This window comes from Paenibacillus taichungensis, assembly GCF_003287275.1.
In the GTDB taxonomy this organism is placed as follows: domain Bacteria; phylum Bacillota; class Bacilli; order Paenibacillales; family Paenibacillaceae; genus Paenibacillus; species Paenibacillus taichungensis_A.
The window spans coordinates 40,620-65,366 of the sequence record NZ_QEVW01000017.1 but is presented as its reverse complement, the minus strand read 5'-3'; the positions used below and the strand labels follow the sequence as shown (position 1 = coordinate 65,366).

16 protein-coding genes and 1 riboswitch are annotated in these 24,747 nt (G+C 45.5%); of the genes, 11 read left to right on the top strand and 5 right to left on the bottom strand.

The window, feature by feature from the left end:
- Positions 1 to 158 precede the first annotated feature (158 nt).
- The 3 genes from DC345_RS24340 to DC345_RS24330 all read left to right on the top strand — a co-directional run bounded on the left by DC345_RS24340 (position 159) and on the right by DC345_RS24330 (position 8,592).
- Positions 159 to 2,558, top strand: coding sequence for a YcdB/YcdC domain-containing protein (locus tag DC345_RS24340; protein ID WP_113055402.1), 2,400 nt, complete (start codon positions 159 to 161; stop codon positions 2,556 to 2,558).
- 199 nt (positions 2,559 to 2,757) lie between these two features.
- Positions 2,758 to 3,885 carry a transglutaminase domain-containing protein gene (locus tag DC345_RS24335; protein WP_113055401.1) on the top strand — a complete coding sequence of 376 codons (1,128 nt, stop codon included), beginning with the start codon at positions 2,758 to 2,760 and terminating at the stop codon, positions 3,883 to 3,885.
- 177 nt (positions 3,886 to 4,062) lie between these two features.
- A complete protein-coding gene (locus tag DC345_RS24330) occupies positions 4,063 to 8,592 on the top strand; it encodes a collagen binding domain-containing protein (protein WP_113055400.1) in 4,530 nt (1,509 codons plus the stop codon).
- A 122-nt stretch (positions 8,593 to 8,714) separates the two neighbouring features.
- On the opposite strand, the gene DC345_RS24325 is transcribed toward DC345_RS24330, so the two are convergent.
- From DC345_RS24325 to DC345_RS24310, 3 genes are all read right to left on the bottom strand, one after another.
- Positions 8,715 to 9,359: a class D sortase gene (locus DC345_RS24325; protein WP_113055399.1), complete on the bottom strand. Its 645-nt coding sequence runs from the start codon at positions 9,357 to 9,359 to the stop codon at positions 8,715 to 8,717.
- A 177-nt stretch (positions 9,360 to 9,536) separates the two neighbouring features.
- Complete coding sequence (locus tag DC345_RS24320) at positions 9,537 to 11,003, bottom strand: amino acid permease (protein ID WP_113055398.1); 1,467 nt, start codon at positions 11,001 to 11,003, stop codon at positions 9,537 to 9,539.
- Positions 11,004 to 11,119: 116 nt separating this feature from the next.
- Positions 11,120 to 11,339, bottom strand: a riboswitch (Lysine riboswitch).
- A gap of 142 nt (positions 11,340 to 11,481) precedes the next feature.
- Entirely contained in the window at positions 11,482 to 12,624 is a 1,143-nt protein-coding gene (locus DC345_RS24310; protein WP_113055396.1) for a virulence factor, read from the bottom strand.
- Between the two features lie 225 nt (positions 12,625 to 12,849).
- Here DC345_RS24310 and DC345_RS24305 point away from each other — a divergent pair, with 225 nt between their 5' ends.
- On the top strand, positions 12,850 to 13,290 hold the full coding sequence (locus tag DC345_RS24305) for a hypothetical protein (RefSeq protein ID WP_113055395.1): 441 nt from the start codon (positions 12,850 to 12,852) through the stop codon (positions 13,288 to 13,290).
- Positions 13,291 to 13,330: 40 nt separating this feature from the next.
- Here DC345_RS24305 and DC345_RS24300 read toward each other — a convergent pair whose 3' ends face one another.
- Positions 13,331 to 14,029, bottom strand: coding sequence for a response regulator transcription factor (locus DC345_RS24300; protein ID WP_113055394.1), 699 nt, complete (start codon positions 14,027 to 14,029; stop codon positions 13,331 to 13,333).
- Between the two features lie 344 nt (positions 14,030 to 14,373).
- Here DC345_RS24300 and DC345_RS24295 point away from each other — a divergent pair, with 344 nt between their 5' ends.
- The 6 genes from DC345_RS24295 (at position 14,374) to DC345_RS24270 (ending at position 23,107) form a co-directional block, all read left to right on the top strand.
- A complete protein-coding gene (locus DC345_RS24295) occupies positions 14,374 to 17,217 on the top strand; it encodes an ATP-binding protein (protein WP_113055393.1) in 2,844 nt (947 codons plus the stop codon).
- A 329-nt stretch (positions 17,218 to 17,546) separates the two neighbouring features.
- Complete coding sequence (locus tag DC345_RS24290) at positions 17,547 to 18,893, top strand: cytochrome ubiquinol oxidase subunit I (RefSeq protein WP_076291251.1); 1,347 nt, start codon at positions 17,547 to 17,549, stop codon at positions 18,891 to 18,893.
- Complete coding sequence (locus DC345_RS24285) at positions 18,890 to 19,924, top strand: cytochrome d ubiquinol oxidase subunit II (RefSeq protein WP_113055392.1); 1,035 nt, start codon at positions 18,890 to 18,892, stop codon at positions 19,922 to 19,924. Before DC345_RS24290 ends, DC345_RS24285 begins: the two co-directional genes overlap by 4 nt.
- Positions 19,925 to 19,932: 8 nt before the next feature.
- Complete coding sequence (cydS, locus tag DC345_RS24280; protein WP_113055391.1) at positions 19,933 to 20,130, top strand: cytochrome bd oxidase small subunit CydS family protein; 198 nt, start codon at positions 19,933 to 19,935, stop codon at positions 20,128 to 20,130.
- 71 nt (positions 20,131 to 20,201) lie between these two features.
- On the top strand, positions 20,202 to 21,266 hold the full coding sequence (locus DC345_RS24275) for an MBL fold metallo-hydrolase (protein WP_113055390.1): 1,065 nt from the start codon (positions 20,202 to 20,204) through the stop codon (positions 21,264 to 21,266).
- Positions 21,267 to 21,481: 215 nt separating this feature from the next.
- Positions 21,482 to 23,107, top strand: a complete 1,626-nt coding sequence (locus DC345_RS24270) for an ABC-F family ATP-binding cassette domain-containing protein (RefSeq protein ID WP_113055389.1) — start codon at positions 21,482 to 21,484, stop codon at positions 23,105 to 23,107.
- A 169-nt stretch (positions 23,108 to 23,276) separates the two neighbouring features.
- Here the strand turns inward: DC345_RS24270 and DC345_RS24265 are convergent, their stop codons facing one another.
- A complete protein-coding gene (locus DC345_RS24265; RefSeq protein ID WP_113055388.1) occupies positions 23,277 to 23,465 on the bottom strand; it encodes a hypothetical protein in 189 nt (62 codons plus the stop codon).
- Positions 23,466 to 23,757: 292 nt separating this feature from the next.
- Here DC345_RS24265 and DC345_RS24260 point away from each other — a divergent pair, with 292 nt between their 5' ends.
- Entirely contained in the window at positions 23,758 to 24,648 is an 891-nt protein-coding gene (locus tag DC345_RS24260; protein ID WP_090904714.1) for a cation diffusion facilitator family transporter, read from the top strand.
- Positions 24,649 to 24,747: the final 99 nt, after the last annotated feature.

The window sequence follows — 24,747 nt, the reverse complement described above, 5'->3', positions numbered from 1 at the left end:
GCTGTTTCTATAAAATATGCAGAAATTCACATTTGTAAAATTGTTGGGAAAATGACGATTAAAAAGGAAGCTTATGGTATCATAGAATAGACTGGCAATATTCATGCGAGGTTATTTTGCATGCATCCTTGTATGAAATTGAAGGGAGAGGTCCAGATTTGAGTTTTGATTGGAAATTTAATGTACGATTCAAAATGTTTACAGCCAAAGCGGCTACAGCAGCCATGGCAACTTTGCTTCTGGCATCACAGACACCAGGGTTTGCAGGCAGCGCGTCGGCAGCGACAGCGGAGCAGGTAACAGAATCCGCAGCGGGGGAAACAGAACAACAACTTGGATTAACAGACAACGAGGTGCCTGAAGGAGCCAAAATCTCCTCCAAGCAAGCCAGCGAGAATATACTGAAATTATTTCCATTGTTAAAAAAGGCGACGATTTCATACGCACGATTTGATTCACCGAATTCTTTTCCACCACCAGATTACAAGGCGTGGGAGATTGGCTTTCAAATTGTTGAAGGAAACCATACGATGGGATTCGGTGCAACGGTACATGCGGGCACGGGGGAAGTGCTAAGCGTACATATGCCTTCTGAATTACTGGATAAGCAGTCTACTGATTCTGAAGTCAAATTGACCAAAGACGAGGCTGAGAAGCATGCAGAGGCATTACTATTCAAAGCTATTCCCGGATTAAAAGAAAATGAGTATGCTCCTCTTGGAGATCTGTACCAATCCAATGCACAGCAATCTTTGTTTGGTAGAACGGAATATCGATATGGTTACCAACTCAAACATGAAGGGTTGCTGTCTGAGGCAGAGACGGTCTACATAAGTGTGGATGAAAGTGGCCTGGTGACAGGCTATTCAAGAAGTACAACGGGAGCTGAATATCCTTCATCGAAGCCTGCAGCATCGGAAGAGAAAGCCAGTCAACGATTTGAGGAGCAGTTTGATGTACAGCTTGCCTATATCTCGACTGATCGTCTATCCTCGCTCAAAGGACAACAGTATTATCTTGGTTATATGCCGAAAAATTCAAGCATGGTTCCGCTGGATGCAAATACACTGGAGCCGATTAACGAAATGACTGGAAAAGCTATTGGAGCTGAAGATTCTTTACAGCAGAATAAACCTTTAAAAGGAAGTGAAGCTCCTTTTGTCGCAGCGAACGGTCAGAAATTAAATGCACAACAGGCCGAGAACATCATTAAAAAGAACTTTGATATTCCGAAAGGTTACAAGTTGGAGCATAGTCAGTTAAGCAAAGGTGAGTATGCGAGTCCTAACAATCAAGTCTGGAGCCTGAGCTGGAGCAATCGAAATGCGAATGTATCCTACATGTTCATGCGAGATATTTCGGCACAGGTAGATGCGTTTACTGGACAGATTTACAGTTACAGCTTGTATCAACGGGTGGAACCGGGCGCAGCGCAGGAGAAACCGGCGGATCAGAATGAGACTAAGTCCGTAACCCGGACACAAGCCGAGAAGCTTGCAATCAACAAGGTGATTGCATTGGTTCCAGGTGCATCAGATCAATTCCGGTTGTCCAGCGTGCTTGAATTTGAAGGTGCACGTACATTTATGTTCCAGCGCTACATGAACGGAATTGCGGTTATGGATGATACAGTACAAGTACAAGTCTTGAAGGATGGGGCCATCAACGAATTTTATACAAGGATTGCTGCAACTCCTGAACAGTTGCCTGGAAACACCAAACCAGCCATCAGTTATGAAAAGGCAAAGGCGACCTATCTGGAAGCATTCAAGTTAACACTGGCATACTCCCGCTACGGTGGTTATGCCTTGAGTACTGGTCAGGTCGTTCCTTCGGGTGTAAACCTGGTTTACCGGCCTACACGAAATGAAAATTCAATTTCCTCCAGTTATGAAGTACTTGATGCTAACACAGGAGAATGGAAGTTTTTATATGGTAGTGGAAATACCGCAGCGAATGTTCAACCTAGTGATATTTCGGGTCATGTGGCGGAGGCTGCGCTTCGGAATATGACTCAACATGCCGTAATTCTTTCAGATGATCAGGGACGTGTATTCCCAGACCGGGTTATCACCAAGGGTGATTGGTTTACCTATCTCGCAAGAGCAGTTAACCCGAATATGGATATGTATTACAGTGGGAACGGGAGTGAGAAGCTATATGCTGACATTACCCCGGAGAGCCCTTATTACCAAGCTGTGCGGACATTGATCGATCAGCGCTGGTTAGCAGGTGCCGACTCTGAAACGAAGCTAAATCCAGAAGAGGAGATGACTCGTGAAGAGCTGGCCGTACTGCTCGTGCGCATTTTGCGCTATGAGAAACTGGCCGGATTCTACACATTGCCATCGGATCTTCCCAATCTGGCAGATGCCAGTGCAGTCAACAATAAGGGAGCTGTGTCCCTAAGCATCAAGCTGGGGTTGTTGCCGTCGATCGAAGGACGCTTCATGCCTGCACGCAAAGTGACGGTTGCCGAAGCAGCTCAGGTATTGGAACGTCTGGCCAAGCTTCAGGGCAAAACGGATACCTTTATGAGCGGCAATCGTTTATATTGATTTGTGTTTGTTGCATAAATACCCGGAAGAGTCATATGATGAGGATAACGGGTAGGTTAGGTTTGTTTTACTGAAGACAGGGGGACCTTCTGCGGAGGGTCTCTTTTGATGCTTTTCGACAAAACTAGAAGCCTGCCGTCAATCCCTTTTGTGATACAATGAGGCATGAGAACTTTGCAAAGAGAGGTGGTATCCTTTCATGGGCAAGCACGGAAAACGAGTGATAACCCTGCTATTGGCTGGTTGTCTTGTCGCTGTGGCACTGCCACATGCAGTCGATCTGGATCAGCTGTACGCGGCGTCGGGAACATCGGACATATCCACGAATACGGAGCTGCGCGAGACGTTGCTTAATGCGATGTCCCAGCGTACGGAGGAACTTGTTTTTACATACAAAGGTAATGTGAAAGGCCTCAAGAAACAGTTGCAGAGCTCTATTGATGAAGCAATGACCAGTGATCCTTATATTCAATATACCGTTAAAAGTTACGCATTTAATTATAAAGGCTCCAATGTATCCGCAGAGGTACATGTGAAGCTGGCATATCGCGAAACGAAGGAACAGACCGATTATGTGAACCGTAAGGTGACCAACGTGCTCAAAGAAATTATATTACCTGGCATGACAAATCATGAGAAAGTTAAAGTCATTCATGACTGGATTGTACTTAACCTTTCCTACGATACATCCTTGCAGAAATATACTGCATACGATGGACTTGTTACCGGCAGTACTGTATGCCAGGGATATTCATTGCTGGCTTATCGCATGCTGGAGCAGGTGGGTATAGAGAACCGGATTGTGGAAGGAACGGCTGGTGAGCAATTACACGCCTGGAATCTCGTCAAGCTGGATGGTAAGTGGTACCATATGGATACAACGTGGGACGATCCTACTCCTGACCGTAAGGGCAAGGTAAGTCACAATTATTATTTGCTCAGTGATGATGAGATGGCACGTGACCATGTCTGGACAGCTAAAGGCAAGTATCCTGCTGCATCTGCCCCCTATCGTGAAGCTTTGCAAACTTTGGTGAAGGCGGGAGGCAGCAAGGCAATTGCGTATCAAAAGCTGTATCATACGCTGGAATATTCGCTATATGATGAAAATGATGCGGTTAGTGGTCATTCCGCGCTAAAAACAAAAGTTCAGAGTGTGCTCAAGGATGGCGGAACCTCACTGACTTTTAGATACAAAGGTACTGAGACAGGGCTAGTAGAGGATTTGCAGGATTTGTATCAGCTTGGCATGAAGTCGATATCGTATTACGTGTCCAACATGGAGGATACCGTCGATCTGCGTGTGAAGATTACCTGGACCATGTGACAACAGCTGAAATGATGAATTTAAACGTGTTTTAAGACAGGGGCGCTTCGTTGAGAAGCGTTCCTTTTTGTGTTAGAAGAACGTCGATTAGAGCGTTGTCTATTTTTTGTATATGTCTCTTTGCTATTCTTTTTGTTGGTATATGCCAACATTACGCAAGAGGGGGATTTGCAAAAAATGAAGAAAAAAGTGAGCATGGTGATCATCGCTTTGTTGCTGATCACGCAAATGATGCAAGGATGGATGTTTACACCAACCCTGCATGCTCAGGATGATATGACAGCAATTGTAACTATGGATACAGCATCAGAAGAAGGCCCAGTAACGGGGAATGGTGATAATGGAGTGTCAATGGATTCTCCCGAGTCTGATGAATCTGCTGAACAGTCAGATCTCAATTCAGAAGCTAAAGTTGATCCGGGTACTCTGGCAATGGCCAATAATGCTGCGGAAGTCATAAAAGATAATTTAATTACAAGTGTTCAAATGTATAATCAGATACCGGAGTATGATGGGAATGGAAATATTAATTTAAAAGGGGAGCGTATCGAAGATATACGACCTAGCGTTAAGGATGCGGTGGCTGTGGTCTTCACATGGGGGCTTCCAAACGATGCCCATACTTATAGTGATGGTTCCACTTTTACTTTTCGTTTACCAGACAAATTCAAAATTGGATCGCAACTAAAAGGGGATTTGGATGGTGGAGTTGGGGAATATGTCGTCAATCCCGATGGAGAGATCACGTTTACGTTTAATGACCGTATCGTAGGTGAGAAGCTGGAGGGGAATTTCTACGTTTGGATCAAGTTCGATGAGAGCAAGATGGATGGCGGCTTGAGGCAGCCAATAGACTTTAGTTCCGTTGGACAAGACATCATTAATGTGCATTTTCAGAATACAGCCATAGATAAACTCACGAAATCGGGTATCGCAAATAAGAATAATTTCAACTCGGATGAGATTGAATGGACTGTCGATTTCAACCAGGGAGAGAAGAGGATTAACAATGCCGTTCTGAATGATACGCTCTCGGCAGGTCCACTTAAGGGGAATATTGAGATTCGCGAATTGGATATTCAATTAGACGGATCTGTCAAAGAAGGAAATACAGTTAGAACAGAAACTCAGTTTCCAATTGCCTTGGGGAATATTGATAAGGCATACCGCGTGAAGTATACAACGAGTATCAAAGCACCAACAACTGCACCTTTTACAAACGTTTTGTATGAAAATAAGGTGGTTCTTACAGGTGATCAGAGCGAGTATGATGAAACTGATATCGGTAGCGTCAAGGTGAGTTTCAATGAGCCTTTGAAAAAATCCGGTCAAGAGAGTGCTTACAATCCAGTGACCCAGACGATCACATGGAAAGTGCAATACAATTACAATCAACAAGAGATTACGCAGGCGAACGCATGGATTGAAGATCGTTTTGACACAACGAAACATGAGTTGATTGATGGTTCGGTAAAAGTACGTCAAGTCGACATCGACGTTGATGGCAAGCCAGCGGGTTCTGCTTTAGTCGATTCCAACGAATACACACTCACAGGAGTGGGTACAGGCTTTGATGATGGCTTTAAATTACAATTTAAAAATGACATTACCAAGGCTTATGAAATTGAATATCAAACCAAAACGATGGATCGCGTCTATAAAGATGGTACGGTAACAAATACGGTCAATATGTATGACGGTACAGAAAAAGAAGGCAAAAGGGACATTCAGGAAATCATTTTTGCGAAAAGTGTTCAAAGTGAAAATTTTAATACCAAGGAGATTGAGTGGAAGATTGTTCTAAACCGTGATTTGAAAGAGATGACGGACATCGTCATTACGGACAATTACGCAGGAAGACATATGAAGCTCATTCCGGGTAGTCTACAAATTAGTGGCGATCAGAAAGATCAATTCGAACTTGAGCCCGTTGCTGATCCAGATGATATACATTTTGAAAAAGGATTCTCTATTCAGTTGAAGGCTGACGGTAAAATCAATAAAGAGCATGTGATTACGTATAAGACCAGCTTTGATCCAACGGCAGGTATGCCAACAAACAATGAATATCGTAACCAGGCTACTTTGAATTGGAAGGAGTCAAATGTACCACAAGCCTCGATTACCAAATCGGCTGTAGTCAAACCGCAAGATTATACGATACAGAACGGCAACAAGAAGGGAGAATACAGCGCGAAGGACAAAACGATCACCTGGACGATTGATGTGAATTATAATTTATATGATATCCAGAACGCTATTCTCAAGGATGCGTATACGGGTAACCAATCTTTTGTAGATGGCTCTTTGAAAGTAAATAAGCTCACACTAGCGGGAGCGAATAATGTCATTGACATTGGTGATGAAGTTGTACTGACAGCAGGGCAATTCCAATTGAACTCGGACGGTACGGGTTTTGCATTAAACCTCGGAAACATTGGAAAGTCAGCCTATCGTGTTGTGTATAAAACCAGTTTGGATGGGAATTTTGCAGTAGAGGGTACGTATTCCAATCATGCTGTCTTAACGGATGGTGAGGGGGGAACGGTACGTTTTGAGAAGTCAGTGTCGGTCATACCTGAACACGGTGGCGTCTACGTACACAAAACAGGACAGCAACTAGGTTCAAGTGATAAAGCTTCTTGGACTGTAAATATCAACCCAAGCCAATCTTATATAGCCGCAGGTTCCGTATTGACAGATACGTTATCAGATAATCAGATTTTGCTTGCAGATACGTTAAAGCTATATGCGACAGATCTGCCTGCGGACAACTCAGGGAATGTGTCCACCAAGGCTCGTTTGGTTGATGCTGATGAGTATGAACTGATTGTGGAAGGCAATACATTTACATTCACCTTTAAGAATGAGATGAAGACTGCTTTTATATTGGAGTATCAATCCTTTATTAATGCCGATAGCGGGGAGAGAATAGGAAATAAAGTTGAATTCGCAGGACAGTCTTCGTCGGTGACGGGGTCAGATCACCAGACAGGTATTCAGGTTTCCATGGCTGGAGCAGGCGGGGGAGCTTCTACAGGTGTTGGCAAAATCAAGATTTATAAAGTGGATGATACAGGCCGTCCTCTTGAGGGAGCCATATTTGCTATCTATAACGCGTCCGGAACGACGCTTCTGGAAACGTTGAAACCAACCGATGTCAATGGAGAGGTCGAGACCTCCAGAAAATACAGATTTAACGATCAAACCAATGGTCTGCCATACAAGTTAAAGGAAGTTTCTGCACCGAACGGCTATTTGATTGATCCGGATTATGGAGCTTCTACAGGGAAAACAATTGATTTCAAAGACCCTGATCAACCCTTTGAAATTATGAATGAAAAAATTCGACAGGGCTTTGAATTAACGAAAATGGATTCTGTGGATTCATCGAAGACGTTGAAAGGAGCAACATTTGAACTCTATTTGAAGAATGGCCCGTCCCGAGATAAAATTACGGAGTTAACTACAGGTGATGATGGAAGGATCGCCAAAGGAAGTCTCGAACCAGGGGACTATGAATTAATAGAAACTGAAGCACCTGCGTACTATCAATTGGATGCAACACCAGTTCCGTTTACAATTGCAGCGAATCAAACCCGGATACTCTCTCTTTCTCATATGAATGTGCAGGGCTCGGGTGGCAAGCTGGTTGTTACAAAAGTGAATGCCAAGGATCATTCCGTATTAAGCGGAATTGAATTTGAACTGCGTGACAGTAACGCTGATGTGATCGCCAAAAAAGTGACGGATCTAAACGGAGTGATTGAGTTTGACAGCTTGCCGTATGGCCCTTATACATTGGTAGAGACCAAGGCAGAAGGTTTCGTTATTGAACAACCTGAAACGGGTGTACCGATTACCAAACCAGAAACTCTATTAACGATTGAAAATAAAGAAAATGACCGTTCCGTTAAGTTGGTTAAATATAACTCAGGCAAATCGCAACATCTGCAAGGCGCCGTTTTTGAATTACGTGCTCAAAGTGCTCTCATGGATGCCAACGGTGTTTGGGAATTCAAAGTGGTTACAGGCATTGATGAAGCCAAACTGATTACCAATTCAAATGGTGAGATTGTGCTGAAAGACCTGAAGCCCAATAAGTATCAGCTGGTTGAAATAAAAGCACCAACAGGGTATAGACTGGACCAAACGCCGGTTGAATTCGAGATTACGGCTAAACAGACGGAAACCGTAGTGGTGGAAAAGATGAATATCGCCATTCCCGTACCGGGGGGGCCAAGCGAGCCTTATAATCCGGGAACGCCAAGTACAGGAACACCGAATCCTGGGACATCAGTGCCAGATCCATCAACACCAGAACCATCAACACCGGACACAACGGTTCCAGGCACGGTGGTAACGCCTGGAACTTCAGAATCAGAGGATGGGACGGATAATCCAACGGAGCCGGATGCTGGAGACTCTCCTTCCAATCCAGGAGGGTCGACTGTTGATGAAGAAGAGCCTTCAGATGTTGCCAATGCTGGCGATGCTATTAGCCCAGGAGCGGATCAAATCTCCTCTCCTGCAGATACGAATGTCGCAGCAACAGAGGAGGAAAGGAAGGATGGTTCTTTCCTAGGCATGCTGCCTAAAACAGGAGAAGAGAGTACATGGGGACACACTCTTGCAGGGGCTCTTATGATTATTCTCGGTAGTATGGGGTACTTGTATCTTCGTCGAAGACAACAGATGAATTCGTAGACGGGAACATGTAACCTCGGACATGACTTTACATCTACACTAAAACACCCCCAGCATAAGCGCTTCGGAGATTCAGAATCACCGCGCGCATGCCAGGGGTGTTTTTGGTTTCTACAGCATGTTTATGGCAGGTCACGCTGAGCAACCTCTGAAGTCACTTGGACGGCTCTTATAATCAGCCGATGCGTTGGATTTACTAATGGATCACAGGTAATCAAGGTGAGCACCTGTCCCAGATGTGGATCCTCAAGTACGGACAAGTCCGTAGGCTCCACAACGGATATCTGATCCACTTTATATTGGATATGGGTCTGATCTGCCAGAGTGACTTTAATCCAATCACCAATCTCCAATTCTCCCATTCGGTTGAACAGGCGTCCTTTTTTGTGAGCACGATGGGCAGCTATCGCTGCATTTCCTTCAGTTCCGATGCGGGCCGTCTCCACAAGATGCGTTGCTGCAACCTTCATATTGCTTTCGGTTGCATCCTCCAGAATGGGCAGTTGCACATCAATCTCATCAATTGTAATAACCCCCAGTGCATGGGGATAACCTTCCTGTTCTTTGTCTTCGGTCTCATCATCGATTGAGTTGGGATCCAGTCTTGCTTGTTCAAAAGAATCATTGATTTTAGTTAGGTCGAGTTGTAGCTGTTTCAGCTCATCCATGACTTTGGCTTGCTGCCAGTCAAAATACTTTTCTTGCAGAAGAGGCAAGAAAAGAAGTAAGATCCCGAGAACAACAAGCATGGAAAAAAAGAATTTCATCGTACGTGTACCCCTTTTGTCCCAAAATAGATTAACTGTTCTATTGTAAACATAGGGACATATACAAAACCTGGACAAATCAAACAGGCAGCCTTTTCTTTCGTTGAGAGAAGGAAGGCTACCTGTTTGATTTCATGGAGTAACCCCATGTTGATCGATATCATTATCTGGGCATAATTAATCTGGTGATGTTGTAAAATCACATTCCTGTAATGGTACAACTTTTGTTTTCTTAATAAATTTATAACCCAGCCATAAGATCAGGAACAGCGGAACGCTTAAATAGGCGACGAGGGCTCCGCTCCAATCAATTTGATCCCCCGTAAACGCCTGATAGTTCTGTCCAATAATGACGATGATACATAACACAAAAGCAAAGATCGGCCCAAATGGGAACCAGCGTGCACGGTAGGGCAGATCGTTTAAATCCCGACCTTGGGCTACATACGCGCGGCGGAAGCGATAATGGCTGATGGCAATGCCGAGCCAGGTGATAAACCCACACATACCAGATGCATTAAGAAGCCAGGTGTACACAATACCATCACCGAAAAGGGAGGCTAGAAAAGCAAGCATACCCACCGCTGTGGTCAAGAGAAGGGCATTCATTGGAATGCCTTTTTTGTTCAGCCGACCGAGGAAGCGAGGCGCTTTGCCATCCCGGGCAAGAGCATACAGGACACGACTTGAAGCATACATGCCTGAATTTCCGGCAGACAGTACAGAGGTCAAAATAACAGCATTCATGACGGAAGCAGCAATAGCCAGACCCGCTTTTTCAAAGACAAGAGTGAACGGACTAACTCCGATGTTATTCAGATCACCTTTAAGCAGATTCGGATGTGTATATGGAATGATCAGACTGATGACTGTAATCGCCAGAATGTAGAAGATCAGAATACGCCAGAACACTTGCCGGATAGCACGAGGGACATTTTCACGCGGATTTTCGCTCTCACCGGCTGCGACACCAATGAGCTCCGTTCCTTGGAAAGAGAACCCTGCAGCCATAAATACACCGAGAACCGCAAAGAATCCGCCATGGAATGGTGCGTCTCCAACAGTAAAGTTGCTGAATCCTACCGCTTCTCCACCGATAATGCCGAAGATCATGAGCACACCAACGGTAAGGAAGATGATTACTGTAGCGACTTTGATAATGGCGAACCAGTATTCCGACTCTCCATATCCTTTAACGGACAACACATTTAGTGCAAAGATTAATACGAGAAACAACAGACTCCACAACATGGATGAACTGTCAGGGAACCAGTATTTGATGAGTACGGTTGCGGCAGCGAGTTCTGCCGCAATGGTGACGGCCCAGTTGTACCAGAAGTTCCAACCCATCGCGAACCCAAGGGCCGGATCGACGAAGCGGGCCGCATACGTATTGAATGAACCGGAGTCGGGCATGAAGGTAGCCAGTTCCCCGAGACTGGTCATTAGAAAGAAGACCATAATGCCGACGGCAGCATAAGCAATCAGTGCACCGCCGGGGCCTGCATTGGAAATGGCGGTTCCGCTTGCGAGGAACAGTCCAGTACCAATGGATCCACCGAGTGCAATCATGGTCATATGCCGTGCGCGTAGTCCTTTTTTCAGGGTAGGTCCTGTTGTAGTTTGGTTGTTGCGGTCTTGCATGGAAACACTCCTTCTTTCAGCGTACTAATGGGTTCAGAACAATGGAAAATAACACAAAAGACCGCAGGCATTAGCCTGCGGTCTTTATTATCAATCGTCCGCACCTCGTCCCAAATGTTTAAGATAGCTCAACACAGAAGAAATCATACCCTCCGAGGAAGGCACATCATGCATCTGTGACAGTTCTGCACCTTTCGGCAACAGCCCCAGCCGCGCTGGACAACGTAAGGAACCGTCCTGCGGGCTTCGGCGGGTGCACCTTTCGGCTGAATTCATAAGCGGCTCCTTAGCGCCTCCTTCAGCGTACTGATCGCACCCGCGACCTCTACCTCATCATCATGGATGAGGTGTATCTATTGTCTATGAAATTATAAATCACAGAACGTAACACTCAATGTTCTGTTGAGTAAACAGACAATCAGTATAACCCCCATGGTATTCCAGTGCAATAACAATTGTTGGATATGAATCGAAAGGACTACTCCGACGTCTTGTTACGCCCAGCCATCTGCTGCCATACGGTTCCGGCTGCCTGTTCCCCGGATTCAATCCGTTCCAGTGCCATTTTGGCTTGCAGGCTGACTTCAAACTCAGGATCTTCGGCTGCCTTCCGCAGAGCTTGCTCAGCTTCTTCGGTTCCCACTTCGTACAAGAAGCGGGCTGCACGCCAGCGTACAAGCTTGCTTTTATCGGATAACGTAGCTGTCATGGCTACAGTTGCTGCAGGATCCCCGATATCGGAGAGGGTATCTCCGGCAGTCCGACGTACAGCGGGTGAACTATCCTGCAGAGCTTCGTACAGCAGCTCCATCGCTTCCGGTGTGCGGATATCACCTAGATATACAACAGCCAGCCTGCGAATCTGCATTTTATTATCATGAAGTGCATGGGCAACGAGTGGCAGTCGTTCCGCTGTAGGCTCCATACCATCAAATGCAGCGTAGCGAACATTCCAGTCCTCATTATGCAGAGCCTCTTCAAGCTCGGCACCATCCAGCTGACGGCGACGTTCCACGAACTCTTCGGAATTGGTGCCGTGCTCAATAGCTTGTTGAATTACGCGTTCCAGACGATCAGGCGGATATGCTGCTTCCAGCTCCTGTTCAACTTCTCTTGCGATTTCAGGCAATTCCCCGTAGCGGACGCCATAATCACTCAGTTTCCGTTCCTTGATCAGCGTAGCGCTGGCGACTTCAGTAACGGCTTTGACGAACCGATCCGAGAGCGAAATCCGCTCTTCCTTGGCACCGGCTTTGACTCGAATTTGCATCGGCACACCTCTGAAGAATTGGACGAATACCTGTGCTTCACCGAAGTGTTCACCAGAGGCATCTTCAGATTCAATCCAGTCCAGATCAATACCCTGCTGGCCAAGACGGCTTTGAACTTCGCCAAGAATGACGGACCAATCCGCATTTCCCTTGCGATCGAGCGCTACGAAGTCGGTTGTGTGGAATACACTTTTTACTCCGGGAATATGAAGCATCTGGCGAATAAACGCCGGAGCAGACCGTTCGTTATCCAGTGTATATGTTCTGCGGATCCCGTCCTCCAGACGTTCGTCCAGATGCAGCATCATCGTATTGGGACTGGGTGTTGGTTCAATGGAAACAATATTCATCGGTTCATAACCTCCTGTACCGGATTCATTCTTAAAGTTCCCGCAATGGACACGGGCATATCCCTATTTTACATGAATTGACGCAAACTGCGAAATGGGTAATGAACCTTACACAGTTTGTGAAGAAGTACGAAGATAGTTAACACTTCTTTTATGTTCATTCATGAACATTTTTAAATGAAGATTGGCACAATAAGAAGAGAGAATGAACTGGAGGTTATTGCTATGGAACCCATTACCGTACTTTCGGACGGAAGTCGTGGTATTGATTATGACAATATGATTGAATTGTTGAATGAGTGGATAATAGACGAGCAGAGGGAGTCCGCAGTAAACAAAGAAAAGAAAGTGGATAGCAAGGGGGAGGGAGAATGGGGCAAAGCTCACTGCTGTATTGTCGATTATCAGGACGCCGGGCAAGCCGTTTCAGCATCAAATGCCATTCGGGCATTTATGCCTCAGATTCCATTACTGGTGATTACGGATTTTCAATGCCTTATTCGCAAGCGTCATTTGCAGCTTGTTACGGGTACAGGTCTGATGAAGATGATCCTATGGCACGAGAAAGAACCAGATAGGCTGATCATGGAAATCCAAAAATGGTTACATTCTTTTGCATACAAAACAAAAACAGCTCAGCCCTCAACTCAGTCGATGAGACGATGACAGAGAGAGGACATGAGCCATTATTTCATTCCGGCGTGTATTAAATGACGTATTTATATCCCGTTCCCCAAACCGTCTTAATATACCTTGGATTTTTGGGGTCGGGTTCAATTTTTTTGCGAAGACTGGAGATGTGTACATCAATTGTGCGGTCCAGATAAGCTCGTTCTGAGCCTTTAATTCGATCCATGAGTTCATTGCGGGTAAACACTTTGCCGGGATTTCGGTACAATTCCTTCATAATTTCAAACTCAATATGAGTGACCTCGATTTCAATGCCATCTACAAACAGAGTTCTTCTGTACTCATTCACACTGACATGTCCGACAACTTCAGCCGGTTTATCCTCTTTTATTGGCTTGTCCGGGTAAGATATAGCCGATCTGCGCAGTAATGCCTTAATACGTGCATCAAGCTCTTTCAGACTAAAGGGTTTACAAAGAAAATCATCTGCACCATTGTGTAATGCTCGGAGCCGATCATTCAGCATGGTGCTGGCCGAGATCATCAATATGGGTACAGTCGAGTGCTGGCGAAACGCATCAACCAGATCATTACCGTCTGTTTCAGGCAGCATCAAGTCAGTGACTACAATATCGGGCTGGAATCGTGGAAAAAGTTGAAGTGCTTCGCGTGCATGATGAACCCGTTCAGTTATGTAACCCTCCTCCTCAAGAAAGAAAGCAATCATGTCGGCCAGATTTTTCTCATCTTCTATAAGAAGAACTTTGATAGACATTGAGGTCACACTCCTGATGAAATGAATTTGTTAAGAAACTTCTAAAAAAATGGCGTAATTTGTGTGGAAATGCTGCAAAAATTTTAATGTTTGTATTCCAGAATATAGGATGCATATGTAGAAAGTTCTATAGAGTTGAGGCCAAACTTCAGTATTTTACCATGAATGAAGAGCATTTGCCGATCATTCAAAATTTCCCAAAGCTACATTGAGTATTAATTACAGTATAATGTATCAGAACGGTTTGAGGGAAATAAAGTAACTCTTACGAGCTTTAATCCATAGGAGGTACCAACGTTGTTGTTGAATGCAAACGTAGAAATTAATCATAAGGACGGCTGCCTATGGACTACATAAGGGTAAATAAGGTGTTGGAGTGGATAGTAATCAAACTCCGTATTCCGTGGTTGGGTACGGCTATACTTATTATCCTGGGTACGTTGGGAACGATCTTTCCGTTGACTCTTTTTTACGGGGTACAGCTGTTGTTCGGCACAGCAGCAACTTTTATTGCCTTGCGCTTACATGGAGCCATATACGGATTCACTACTTTGATAGCAATCTGTACCTTGGGTGTGTTATTCGCGGGTCTAGTCCCAAATAGTTTTTTTATGATTGGCGCTCATACTATTGAATTAATCTGGATGCTGGGATGGCAGATCCGATGGAAGAATGGAAGTGTCATGAAGGCCAATGCTGCATTCTGGGTCGCGATGTTATTGCCAGTGACCTGTTATGGATACATTATGGGCATGAATCTTGAAGAATTAAAATATACCTACATGCATGTCGCTGTGACCAGTATGGTTAACGCGCTGATCGCAGGTATTGTGGTAGATTTCTGGATTACAAATGGCGAGTTGAAGTCGAAACGAACAGGAACCATTCCGCTCACACGAATTGCATTTAAATACGTCGTATCCTTTGTAGTCGTTGTCTCTCTTGTTCTATTATCGGCCGACAGTCGAAGACAGCTAGGTCAGATCAATAACTCCATTGTATCTAATCTAAAACACGCTGCGAATGCCGTTATCAAGGATTTAAATGATCAATATCTAACCGAAGAGAACATGCACCAGAGCATGGAACGTTATCATCATCTGCTGGATGTAAATGTCATCATTCTGGATCCAAATAATAAGGTTGTAGCTTCTGGACTGGATACGCTTCCGCAGGGAAGTTACCTGGATATCAACAAATATCGTTTTCTCAAGCCAGGGGAGAACAGTATCCTATTTCATTCTGGGGATGCTTATTATAGTGACGTGCTTACTCACTGGAAACAGGCATCGTTTATGTATGAAGCAGATATGACCACAAGTACCCCTTATCGAGTTTTTGTTGAGACCAACTCAGCCAATTATTACAAACGTATTGAGGCGATCTATCTGACTACGCTTCAATCTCTGTTTATCATTTTCGTGGTATCCATGATTGTGGCTGCTCCACTTAGCAAGAAAGTCGTAAGTCCAATGAAACGCCTCACACGGATGACAGGCTCCCTTCCCAGACTATTATTTCGTAATGGTAAGATGGATTGGCCGACCAGCCACGTTACCGAAGTGCAGATTCTAATTGGCAATTTGCGCAAAATGGCCGATGTGCTCCTTGAACAATTCGAGCAGATACGTCAGGACAAGCTTACGCTTGAAGATAGGGTCAGAGAACGAACCAAAGAGCTGAAGAATAGTGAAGAAATCAAACGGGCAATCATAGATTCATCTATTGATGCCATTATTGCTGTGGATTTAAACGGACTGATTATTGAGTTTAATCCGGAAGCCGAAAGAATGTTTGGATTGAAACGGGAAGAGGTTGTATTAGAAAAAGAGGCCCCATCCCTTTTTCAGGGAGCGAGCTGTATGGAAATCAAGGAAATGCTGAACCAATGTGAGTATATCCGGGGGAAACGGCATGTCATCGTCGAAGAGATTTCAGGTATTCGCCGGGATGGTTCCGTTTTTCCGATTGAGTACAAAATAGTAGAAATTCAGCTGGGCAATAACGAAATGCTGTATAACTTATTTATCAAGGATATTACCGAGCGGACAAGAGCTGAAGAAGACCGTGTACGTCATGCGCTGGCTCTGGAGAAGCTGAATGCGGAGTTGTTTCATGAAAAAGTTGCCATTCAGGAACAGCGGGATATCAGCGAGCATTTCATTGAATCGGTTCGGGAAGGACTGGTCATGTCTGATCGTTCCGGCACCATCACGATAGTTAACAGAAGAATTGAAGAAATGTTTGGTCTCGGAGATTTTTCGGGCAGATCTATCGTAGATTTAGCCAATGCCATTGATACCCTTGTGTTAACCGCTGATTTCAATTTGGTGGAGCAGACTCGTGCTTTTCTGAACGGAGAACTGGCCTTTGTGGAAGCAGAATTTATATTCAATGATGTGGAAAAGAGTGTATTTTCCCTATACATGAAGCAAATGGATGTTCCCGGTAAAAACCATGGATTTCTTCTGGTGTTCCGTGATCGTACGGAGGAAGAACGCCTGAATCGGATGAAAAACGAACTGATCAGCGTGGTGTCCCATGAGCTTCGTACCCCTGTAGCGACCATTATGGGCTATGTGGAACTAATGATGATGTATGATCTTCCCGCTTCACAGCGTCAGGACTTCATGGAAACCATTTCTTCGGAAGGTGCACGGCTGAGTAGTCTGCTGGATGATGTACTTGATATTCAACGTCTGGACAATGAAGGCATGACCTACCATAAGACGTATGTACCCTTGCTTGAGTTGGTTGAGGGTGTTGCTGAGCAATGGAATATGCAATCCATTCAGCGCATCTATGTACATGCGTTTAATGGAGACTTTTTTGCTTATGCGGACCAGAACCGGATGGTTCAGCTGCTGCATAATTTGGTTGGTAATGCAGTCAAGTACTCACCTGGAGCAGACCGAATTGATATTACGCTGTGGGAAGAAAAAGAATGGTTATGCATCGATGTACGTGATTATGGAATAGGTATTCCAGAGAATGTGCAGGACCTGCTATTTACGAAGTTTTATCGTGTGGACAATTCGGATCATCGTCAGATTGGCGGGACTGGACTGGGACTTTACATTTCACGCAAAATTGTAGAGGACCACCAGGGAACGCTTACCTTTATATCCGCACCTCACAAAGGAAGCACGTTCAAGGTTCGATTGCCTAAGCAAGACGAACTTTTGTAAGGCAAGAGAAGCCTTTATCTAATAGGATGCTTTTATCCTGAAATAGATAAAGGCTTTTTTTGTTTTTCAAAATTTTCCGGATAAAAAAACAACTTCTTTTGCAAACTGTCTATAGAGCCATAATTTGCATGCCATGCAAAAGGGAGGACGGCAGGTCTATGTTCCGTAAACAAGAGAAAACCCTTATTATCGTCTGCCTGGTGGCAGCCGTGATTGTGCTGTATGCCGTTGTCAAAAGTATTATCCGGATTATGAGTTATTGAGCCATACCGTCACACAGGCGATATGAAGTCGTACATAACGATTAAGTGAAAGAGGAGTGTAACCCCATGTCATCCCTGGACCCTGTTCTGCTCAGCCGGATGCTGACCGGTCTAACCTTGTTTGTGCACATCATTTTTGCCTCCATTGGTGTAGGTGTTCCGCTCATGATCGCCTTGGCTGAATGGCGCGGACTGCGCACCAATGATATCCATTACACCTTGCTGGCGCGCAGATGGGCGCGAGGTTTCGTCATTACCGTTGCCGTTGGTGTGGTTACGGGCACCTCAATCGGTTTACAGCTCAGCCTCTTGTGGCCGATGTTCATGCGGGTAGCGGGGCAGGCCATTGCCTTGCCGCTGTTTATGGAGACGTTCGCTTTTTTTGTGGAGGCGATCTTTCTTGGAATCTACCTTTACACATGGGACCGTTTCAAAAAGAAATATACCCATATGTTGCTGTTGATTCCGGTGGCACTGGGATCCTCTGCTTCTGCGATATTCATTACAACAGTGAATTCTTTTATGAACCAACCTCAGGGGTTTACCCTGATTAATGGCATCATGAAGGATATCCATCCGATTGCTGCGATGCTGAATCCAGCTACCCCGACCAAGGTATCTCACGTGCTCGCCTCGTCATACACATTGAGTGCGGGTATATTGGCAGGCATCGCCGCATTCAGCTTGCTTCGGGGTCGGGATCATGTGTATTACAAAAAGGCACTTAAACTTACAACGGTATGTGCGCTCGTATTTGCGGTCAGCACCGTCATGATCGGAGATTCTTCCGGTAAATTTCTAGCGAAATACCAGCCGGAGAAGCTGGCCGCTGCAGAGTGGCATTTCAAAACGATGACGAAAGCGCCGCTGGTCTATGGGGGGATTCTTGATGAGAACAATGAAGTGAAATATGCCATCGAGATTCCCTATGCACTCAGCATACTGGCGGGAAACAGACCGGATACGGAAGTGAAAGGGCTTGAAGAATTTCCGGCCGATCTGAGGCCGCCGTTGTCCATTCACTATATGTTTGACCTGAAAGTGACGACAGGCGTGATCATTCTGCTGATCCCGGTGCTTTATGTGTTCCGCCGCTGGCTGCCAGGGCGCAAGCCTTATCCCAAATGGCTCTTGCTCGGCATCGTCCTGCTTGGGCCACTGGCCATGATTGCCATTGAGCTGGGCTGGATGTTCGCCGAGGTCGGCAGACAGCCATGGATATTGCGCGGCTACATGAAGGTGTCGGAAGCAGCAACAACATCATCCTCCGTAGGCTGGATGCTGGTTCTGTTTATTTTGCTGTACCTGATCCTTTGCTTCTCAGCGATTCGGGTACTCAGCAAGCTTTTCCGTAACAAGGAAGCAGAGAAGGAACTGGAGTCTCTCGGTCTGGAAGGAGGGATCGTGCATTGAGCTTTGAAATTGCAGGCATCGCGATCTTGTGGACGTTTTTGTTTGGATATCTGATTGTGGCTTCAATTGACTTTGGGGCCGGTTTTTTCAGCTTTTACAGCATATTAACCGGACACGAGAACAAAATTCATAACATTATTCAGCGCTATCTCTCACCCGTGTGGGAAGTGACGAATGTGTTTTTGATCTTTTTTGTGGTTGGTCTGGTCGGATTTTATCCGGATAGCGCTTTTTATTATGGGACAGCGTTGCTTGTTCCGGGTTCATTGGCGATTGTGCTGCTTGCGATCCGGGGCGTGTACTACGCCTATAATACCTATGGGAACCATGGGAACAACAGCCGGATCTACATGGCATTGTACGGAGCGACGGGATTGCTGATTCCCGCAGTGTTTTCCACCATTTTGGCGATATCCGAAGGTGGAATTATTGATCAGGTAGGTGATCAGGTTTTTTTTCGCTGGCGTGAGTTTTTGACGAATCCGTATACCTGGTCGGTTGTATTGCTTGCACTGGTAAGTGTGCTCTATATCTCCGCGATGTTTCTTTCCTACTATGCCAAGCGGGCAGAGGATGAGACTGCGTTTGAGGTTCTGCGGGAGTATGCACTCCTTTGGAGTCTGCCTACGATCTTTGCCAGCTTTCTGGCATTTTTGCAAATTAATAAACAGAATCCCGCACACTTTGAGCAGATGTTAAATATCTCATGGATGTTTATCGCATCTTTTATCTGTTTTGTGATCGCCGTCTCGCTGGTATGGAAACGTAAATATTTGGGCTGGTGTTTTATCGCCGTCATGCTGCAGTTTGCCTTTGCCTGGTACGGCTATGGGCGCTCACATCTTCCATACATTCTGTATCCGTACATTAATATTTACGACAGCTTTACGAACAAGACGATGGGTATTGCGCTCATTACGGCGTTCAGCCTGGGACTGCTGGTGCTCATTCCTTCACTCGTGCTCATTATGAAGCTGTTTCTGTTTGATGCCAATTATGTGCGAGGTAATGCTGGCAAAAAGAAAGGATGAGTCCGTTCATGCTTCCCAACATGCTGTTCGTCATGATTCCACGGTTGCTTCTCAGCTCTGACGCGGGGGTAACGGGTATTCCGGGTATAACGGGATTAAGTTTTTTTGAGACTTTTACGATTATGTACGCCCCACCACTGATTATCGTGGCTGCAATTGCGTTTTTGTTCGTCTACTTGGCGAAATGTAAAAATCCAAAGGATTGATTCGTTGGTACGTACTTTCCAATTCGGGGTAATCTTTTGTTAAGATACGAGGAGGGGAGGAGGGCCCTTTCATGCCGAAAATCCGTTATAACAACATTGATAATGTAAGTACGGACAAGACGCTGAAGGAATTCAAGCAATGGAGGGAGCAACGGCGCAGCAAAGTTAAGGATTATTCCTACACCGTGCCCAAGCACCCACCTGAGCTGGATTATCTGCACGCCAACCGGGCTGAAACCACGATTACCTGGATTGGTCATTCCACGTTTTTCATTCAATATCATGGACTAAACATCGTGACAGACCCGGTCTGGGCCGAAAAAATGGGATTTCAGCGCAGACTCGGTGCCCCTGGCATTCCGATTCAGGATATTCCGCCTCTGGATGTCATTTTGATCTCGCATTCACACTATGATCATTTGCATCTCGCATCGCTGCGGAAGTTGGTCACGGCCAAAACACTGCTCATCGTTCCCGATGGTCTCAAGCGCAAAATGGTGCGCAAAGGGTTCCATCGTTGTCATGAGATGAAATGGTGGGAACATATTACGCTTGGCGGTGTCAAAATAACCTTTGTGCCTGCGCAGCACTGGACGCGCCGAACCCTATTCGATACCAATACGTCCCATTGGGGCGGTTATGTATTGGAACAGAATCACCCGGCAGTCATTCCATCCGAGGAGAGTGCCGCGACGAGTGAAGACCGAGATTATAAAAATTCCCGAGCAGCAGGAACGGATGATCCAATAGAAACATCGGCTGATCATTCTCCTGGCGGTCCGCCAGTGATTTATTTTGTAGGGGATACAGGATACTTTCAGGGATTCAAAACGATCGGAGAACGCTTTGACATCGGAGTTACCCTGATGCCAATCGGTGCGTATGACCCGGAATGGTTCATGACATCCCAGCACGTGACGCCGGAAGAAGCGTTACAGGGATTTGTGGAAACGGGTTCCCAGCTTATGGTTCCCATGCATTATGGAACATTTAAGCTGGCGGATGACACACCCAAGGAAGCACTTGATCGAATGGAAGTGGAACGAGAACGACTGGGAATCAATGCAGAACGCATTCGGGTGCTGGGACATGGCGAGACGCTCCGCATCCGGCACGAAGAAAGTAAACAAGACTAACAAAAGTGATCTAGATATGCTAATGTAAGGGTATACCCGCATGAACGGTACATTTACCAAATCTTTAACGATTAAAAAGCGGCCAATTTTCGAATTTGCCGCTTTTTTGTGTTATAATATGGTGCCAGAATAGGCTTCGGGATATTGAATCCATGATTGATGCAAGTTGCTATTCATGCAGTATGCAGAATATTAAATAAAGGATGGTATGCTTAATGATTAGTACAAGCGGCATCACGCTCCGCTACGGAAAACGTGCACTTTTTGAAGATGTGAATATCAAGTTCACGCCAGGCAACTGTTACGGTCTGATCGGCGCCAACGGAGCCGGCAAATCAACATTTTTGAAAATTTTGTCCGGTGAAATTGAAGCAAACTCGGGAGAGGTGCACATCACCCCGGGCGAACGCATGGCCGTTTTGAAGCAAAACCACTTTGAATATGATGAGTATCCGGTTCTCGAAACTGTAATTATGGGCCACGGCCGTCTTTATTCCATCATGAAGGAGAAGGACGCATTGTATGCCAAAGCGGACTTTACTGAAGAAGATGGTTTGCGCGCAGGTGAGCTTGAAGGTGAGTTTGCTGAACTGAACGGTTGGGATGCTGAGCCGGATGCAGCGGCACTCCTGATCGGTCTCGGAATTGAACGTGACATGCATGAGAAAAAAATGGTTGATCTGAGCGGTAACGAAAAAGTTCGTGTCCTGCTTGCACAAGCCTTGTTTGGTCGTCCAAACAACCTGTTGCTCGATGAGCCTACCAACCACTTGGACCTCGAATCCATTCAATGGCTGGAAAACTTCCTCATGGACTATGAAGGTACCGTTATTGTAGTATCCCATGACCGTCACTTCCTGAACAAAGTATGTACACACATTGCAGATATCGATTTCGGTAAAATCCAGCTGTACGTAGGCAACTACGATTTCTGGTATGAATCCAGCCAATTGGCACTTGCTTTGCAACGTGATGCTAACAAGAAAAAAGAAGAGAAGATTAAAGAGCTGCAAGCCTTTATTCAACGTTTCTCTGCGAATGCTTCCAAATCGAAGCAAGCGACTTCGCGTAAGAAACAACTCGACAAAATCACGTTGGATGATCTTCGTCCATCGAACCGGAAATATCCGTTCATCAACTTCAAGCCTGAGCGTGAAGCGGGCAAACAATTGTTGACCGTTGACCGTATCAACAAAACAATTGATGGTGTGAGCATGCTGAATGATCTCAGCTTTGTGGTGAATAAAGGAGATAAAATTGCCTTTGTTGGCCCAAATGGTAATGCCAAATCGTTGTTGTTTGATATCCTTATGGGTGAAACCGAAGCGGATAGTGGCGAATACACTTGGGGTATTACTACAACTCAGGCTTATTTCCCGAAAGACAACTCCAAATATTTTGACGGAGTAGATATGAGTCTCGTGGATTGGCTTCGTCAATATTCCAAAGATCAGGATGAAACGTACCTGCGTGGATTCTTGGGTCGTATGTTGTTCTCAGGCGAGGAATCCCTGAAAAAAGCAAGTGTCCTCTCCGGGGGCGAGAAAGTCCGTTGTATGTTGGCGAAAATGATGCAAACAGGCGCTAATGCCCTGATTTTGGATGAGCCAACGAACCACTTGGATCTGGAGTCCATTACCGCACTGAACAATGGTATGATTGATTTTGACGGCACTATGCTGTTTACATCCCATGACCATCAGTTCATTCAAACTATCGCTAACCGGATTATTGAAATTACGCCAAACGGCGTTATTGATCGCCAAATGAGCTATGATGAGTATCTGGAAAGTGACGAAATTAAAGAATTGCGTAACAAGATGTATCCGGTAGAAGCTTAAGATAAGCTCATCTGTCTACATTGAGTATGGTTAACCTGGTTAACTATACGTTTCTATAAAAGATAAAAAGAACCACAAGCCTCCTCTGGAGAGCTTGCGGTTCTTTTTTTTGGTCATACATGGCGATCCTGTAGCCATAGAATCAGCTCATACAAGAGCTTTTTGCGGTCTAGGATCCGCCAGTACGGCGGCGCTGATTGTTAGGCTTTTTGTTGTTTTGGCTCTTCATTGCTTTAGGGCCGCCTTCAAAATAGGCACTGGATTGGTTACCCGTGTTTGCCTGTTCTTTCTTCTGTGCCAGTTTCTGGCGTATAGCATCCTGCAAACTGATCTTTTTCGGTTCGTTATTATCGCTCATCGTTATTTCCCTCCCGGTCTTACAGTAAGCCGTCCAAATTGGACGGGATGTACTCATTTTATACGTTTTACAAAAGCCCCACAAGGGCAACCTGATAAAATGCTGAAAACCTTCACTTTTTTGACTGGGCCAACATTTTTTCTCTTCACCTACAGCCCTGCGGTCTGGCAACTTTGTTTCGGCTTCCCTACAGCAATGCAGCTTAGCAACACTGTTTCTGTAGACCCACACAGTACGCATTTGGTAACATGGAACAACCGTAATACGAAACGTTAAAGGAGTGTCGCCCGGTTTGAACGCCTACGAAGAAATACGCAAAGGAGAGCGCGGAGCTTGGGTCAGTATTGTGGCCTACCTGGTCTTGTCTGCTTTTAAATTGATCTGCGGATATTTGTTTGCTTCCAGCGCTTTGCTGGCGGATGGTTTTAATAACCTTACAGATATAGTTGCGTCTGTTGCTGTATTGATTGGACTTCGCATATCCCAGAAGCCACCTGATTCCGATCATGCATATGGTCACTTTAGAGCGGAAACGGTCGCAGCCCTAATTGCTTCATTTATTATGGCCATGGTTGGCCTGCAGGTATTGGTTGAAGCGGTTCGTTCCTGGTATGAAGGGAACTTTGTAGCACCAAACCTTTGGTCAGCAGCAGTTGCCGTTGTCTGTGCGCTTGTAATGCTGGGCGTATACCGTTACAACCATCGTCTTGCCAAACAAATTAACAGTCAGGCTCTGATGGCTGCGGCCAAAGATAATCGTTCGGATGCTTGGGTCAGCATAGGGGCTGCGGTCGGAATCATTGGTGCCCAATTTGGACTTCCTTGGTTGGACAAAGTAGCTGCAATTGCTGTAGGTCTGTTGATTTGTAAGACAGCTTGGGAGATTTTCCGTGATTCAACACATCGTCTGACAGACGGATTTGATCAGAAAGAACTCACAGACCTAAGATCATCTGTGGCGCGAGTTCCTGGTGTAGAAATGATCAAGGACGTGAAAGCACGTGTGCACGGCAGTCATGTACTGGTAGACGTGGTTATTGAGGTGGATGGAAGACTGAGCCTGATCGAGGGGCATCAGATCTGTGACCGGGTTGAAGAGCGCTTGAAACGTTCACATAATATTATGCATGTACATGTGCATGTGGAGCCGAAGATGGAAGAAGGCACGACGGGAAGCCCTTGAAATCGGGAGGGACAAACCGGAAATAAGCGCATTTGAAATGAAAAAGAGGACAGCCGCTGCCTGCGTGCTGTCCTCTTTACTTATCGTTAGAACGATTAT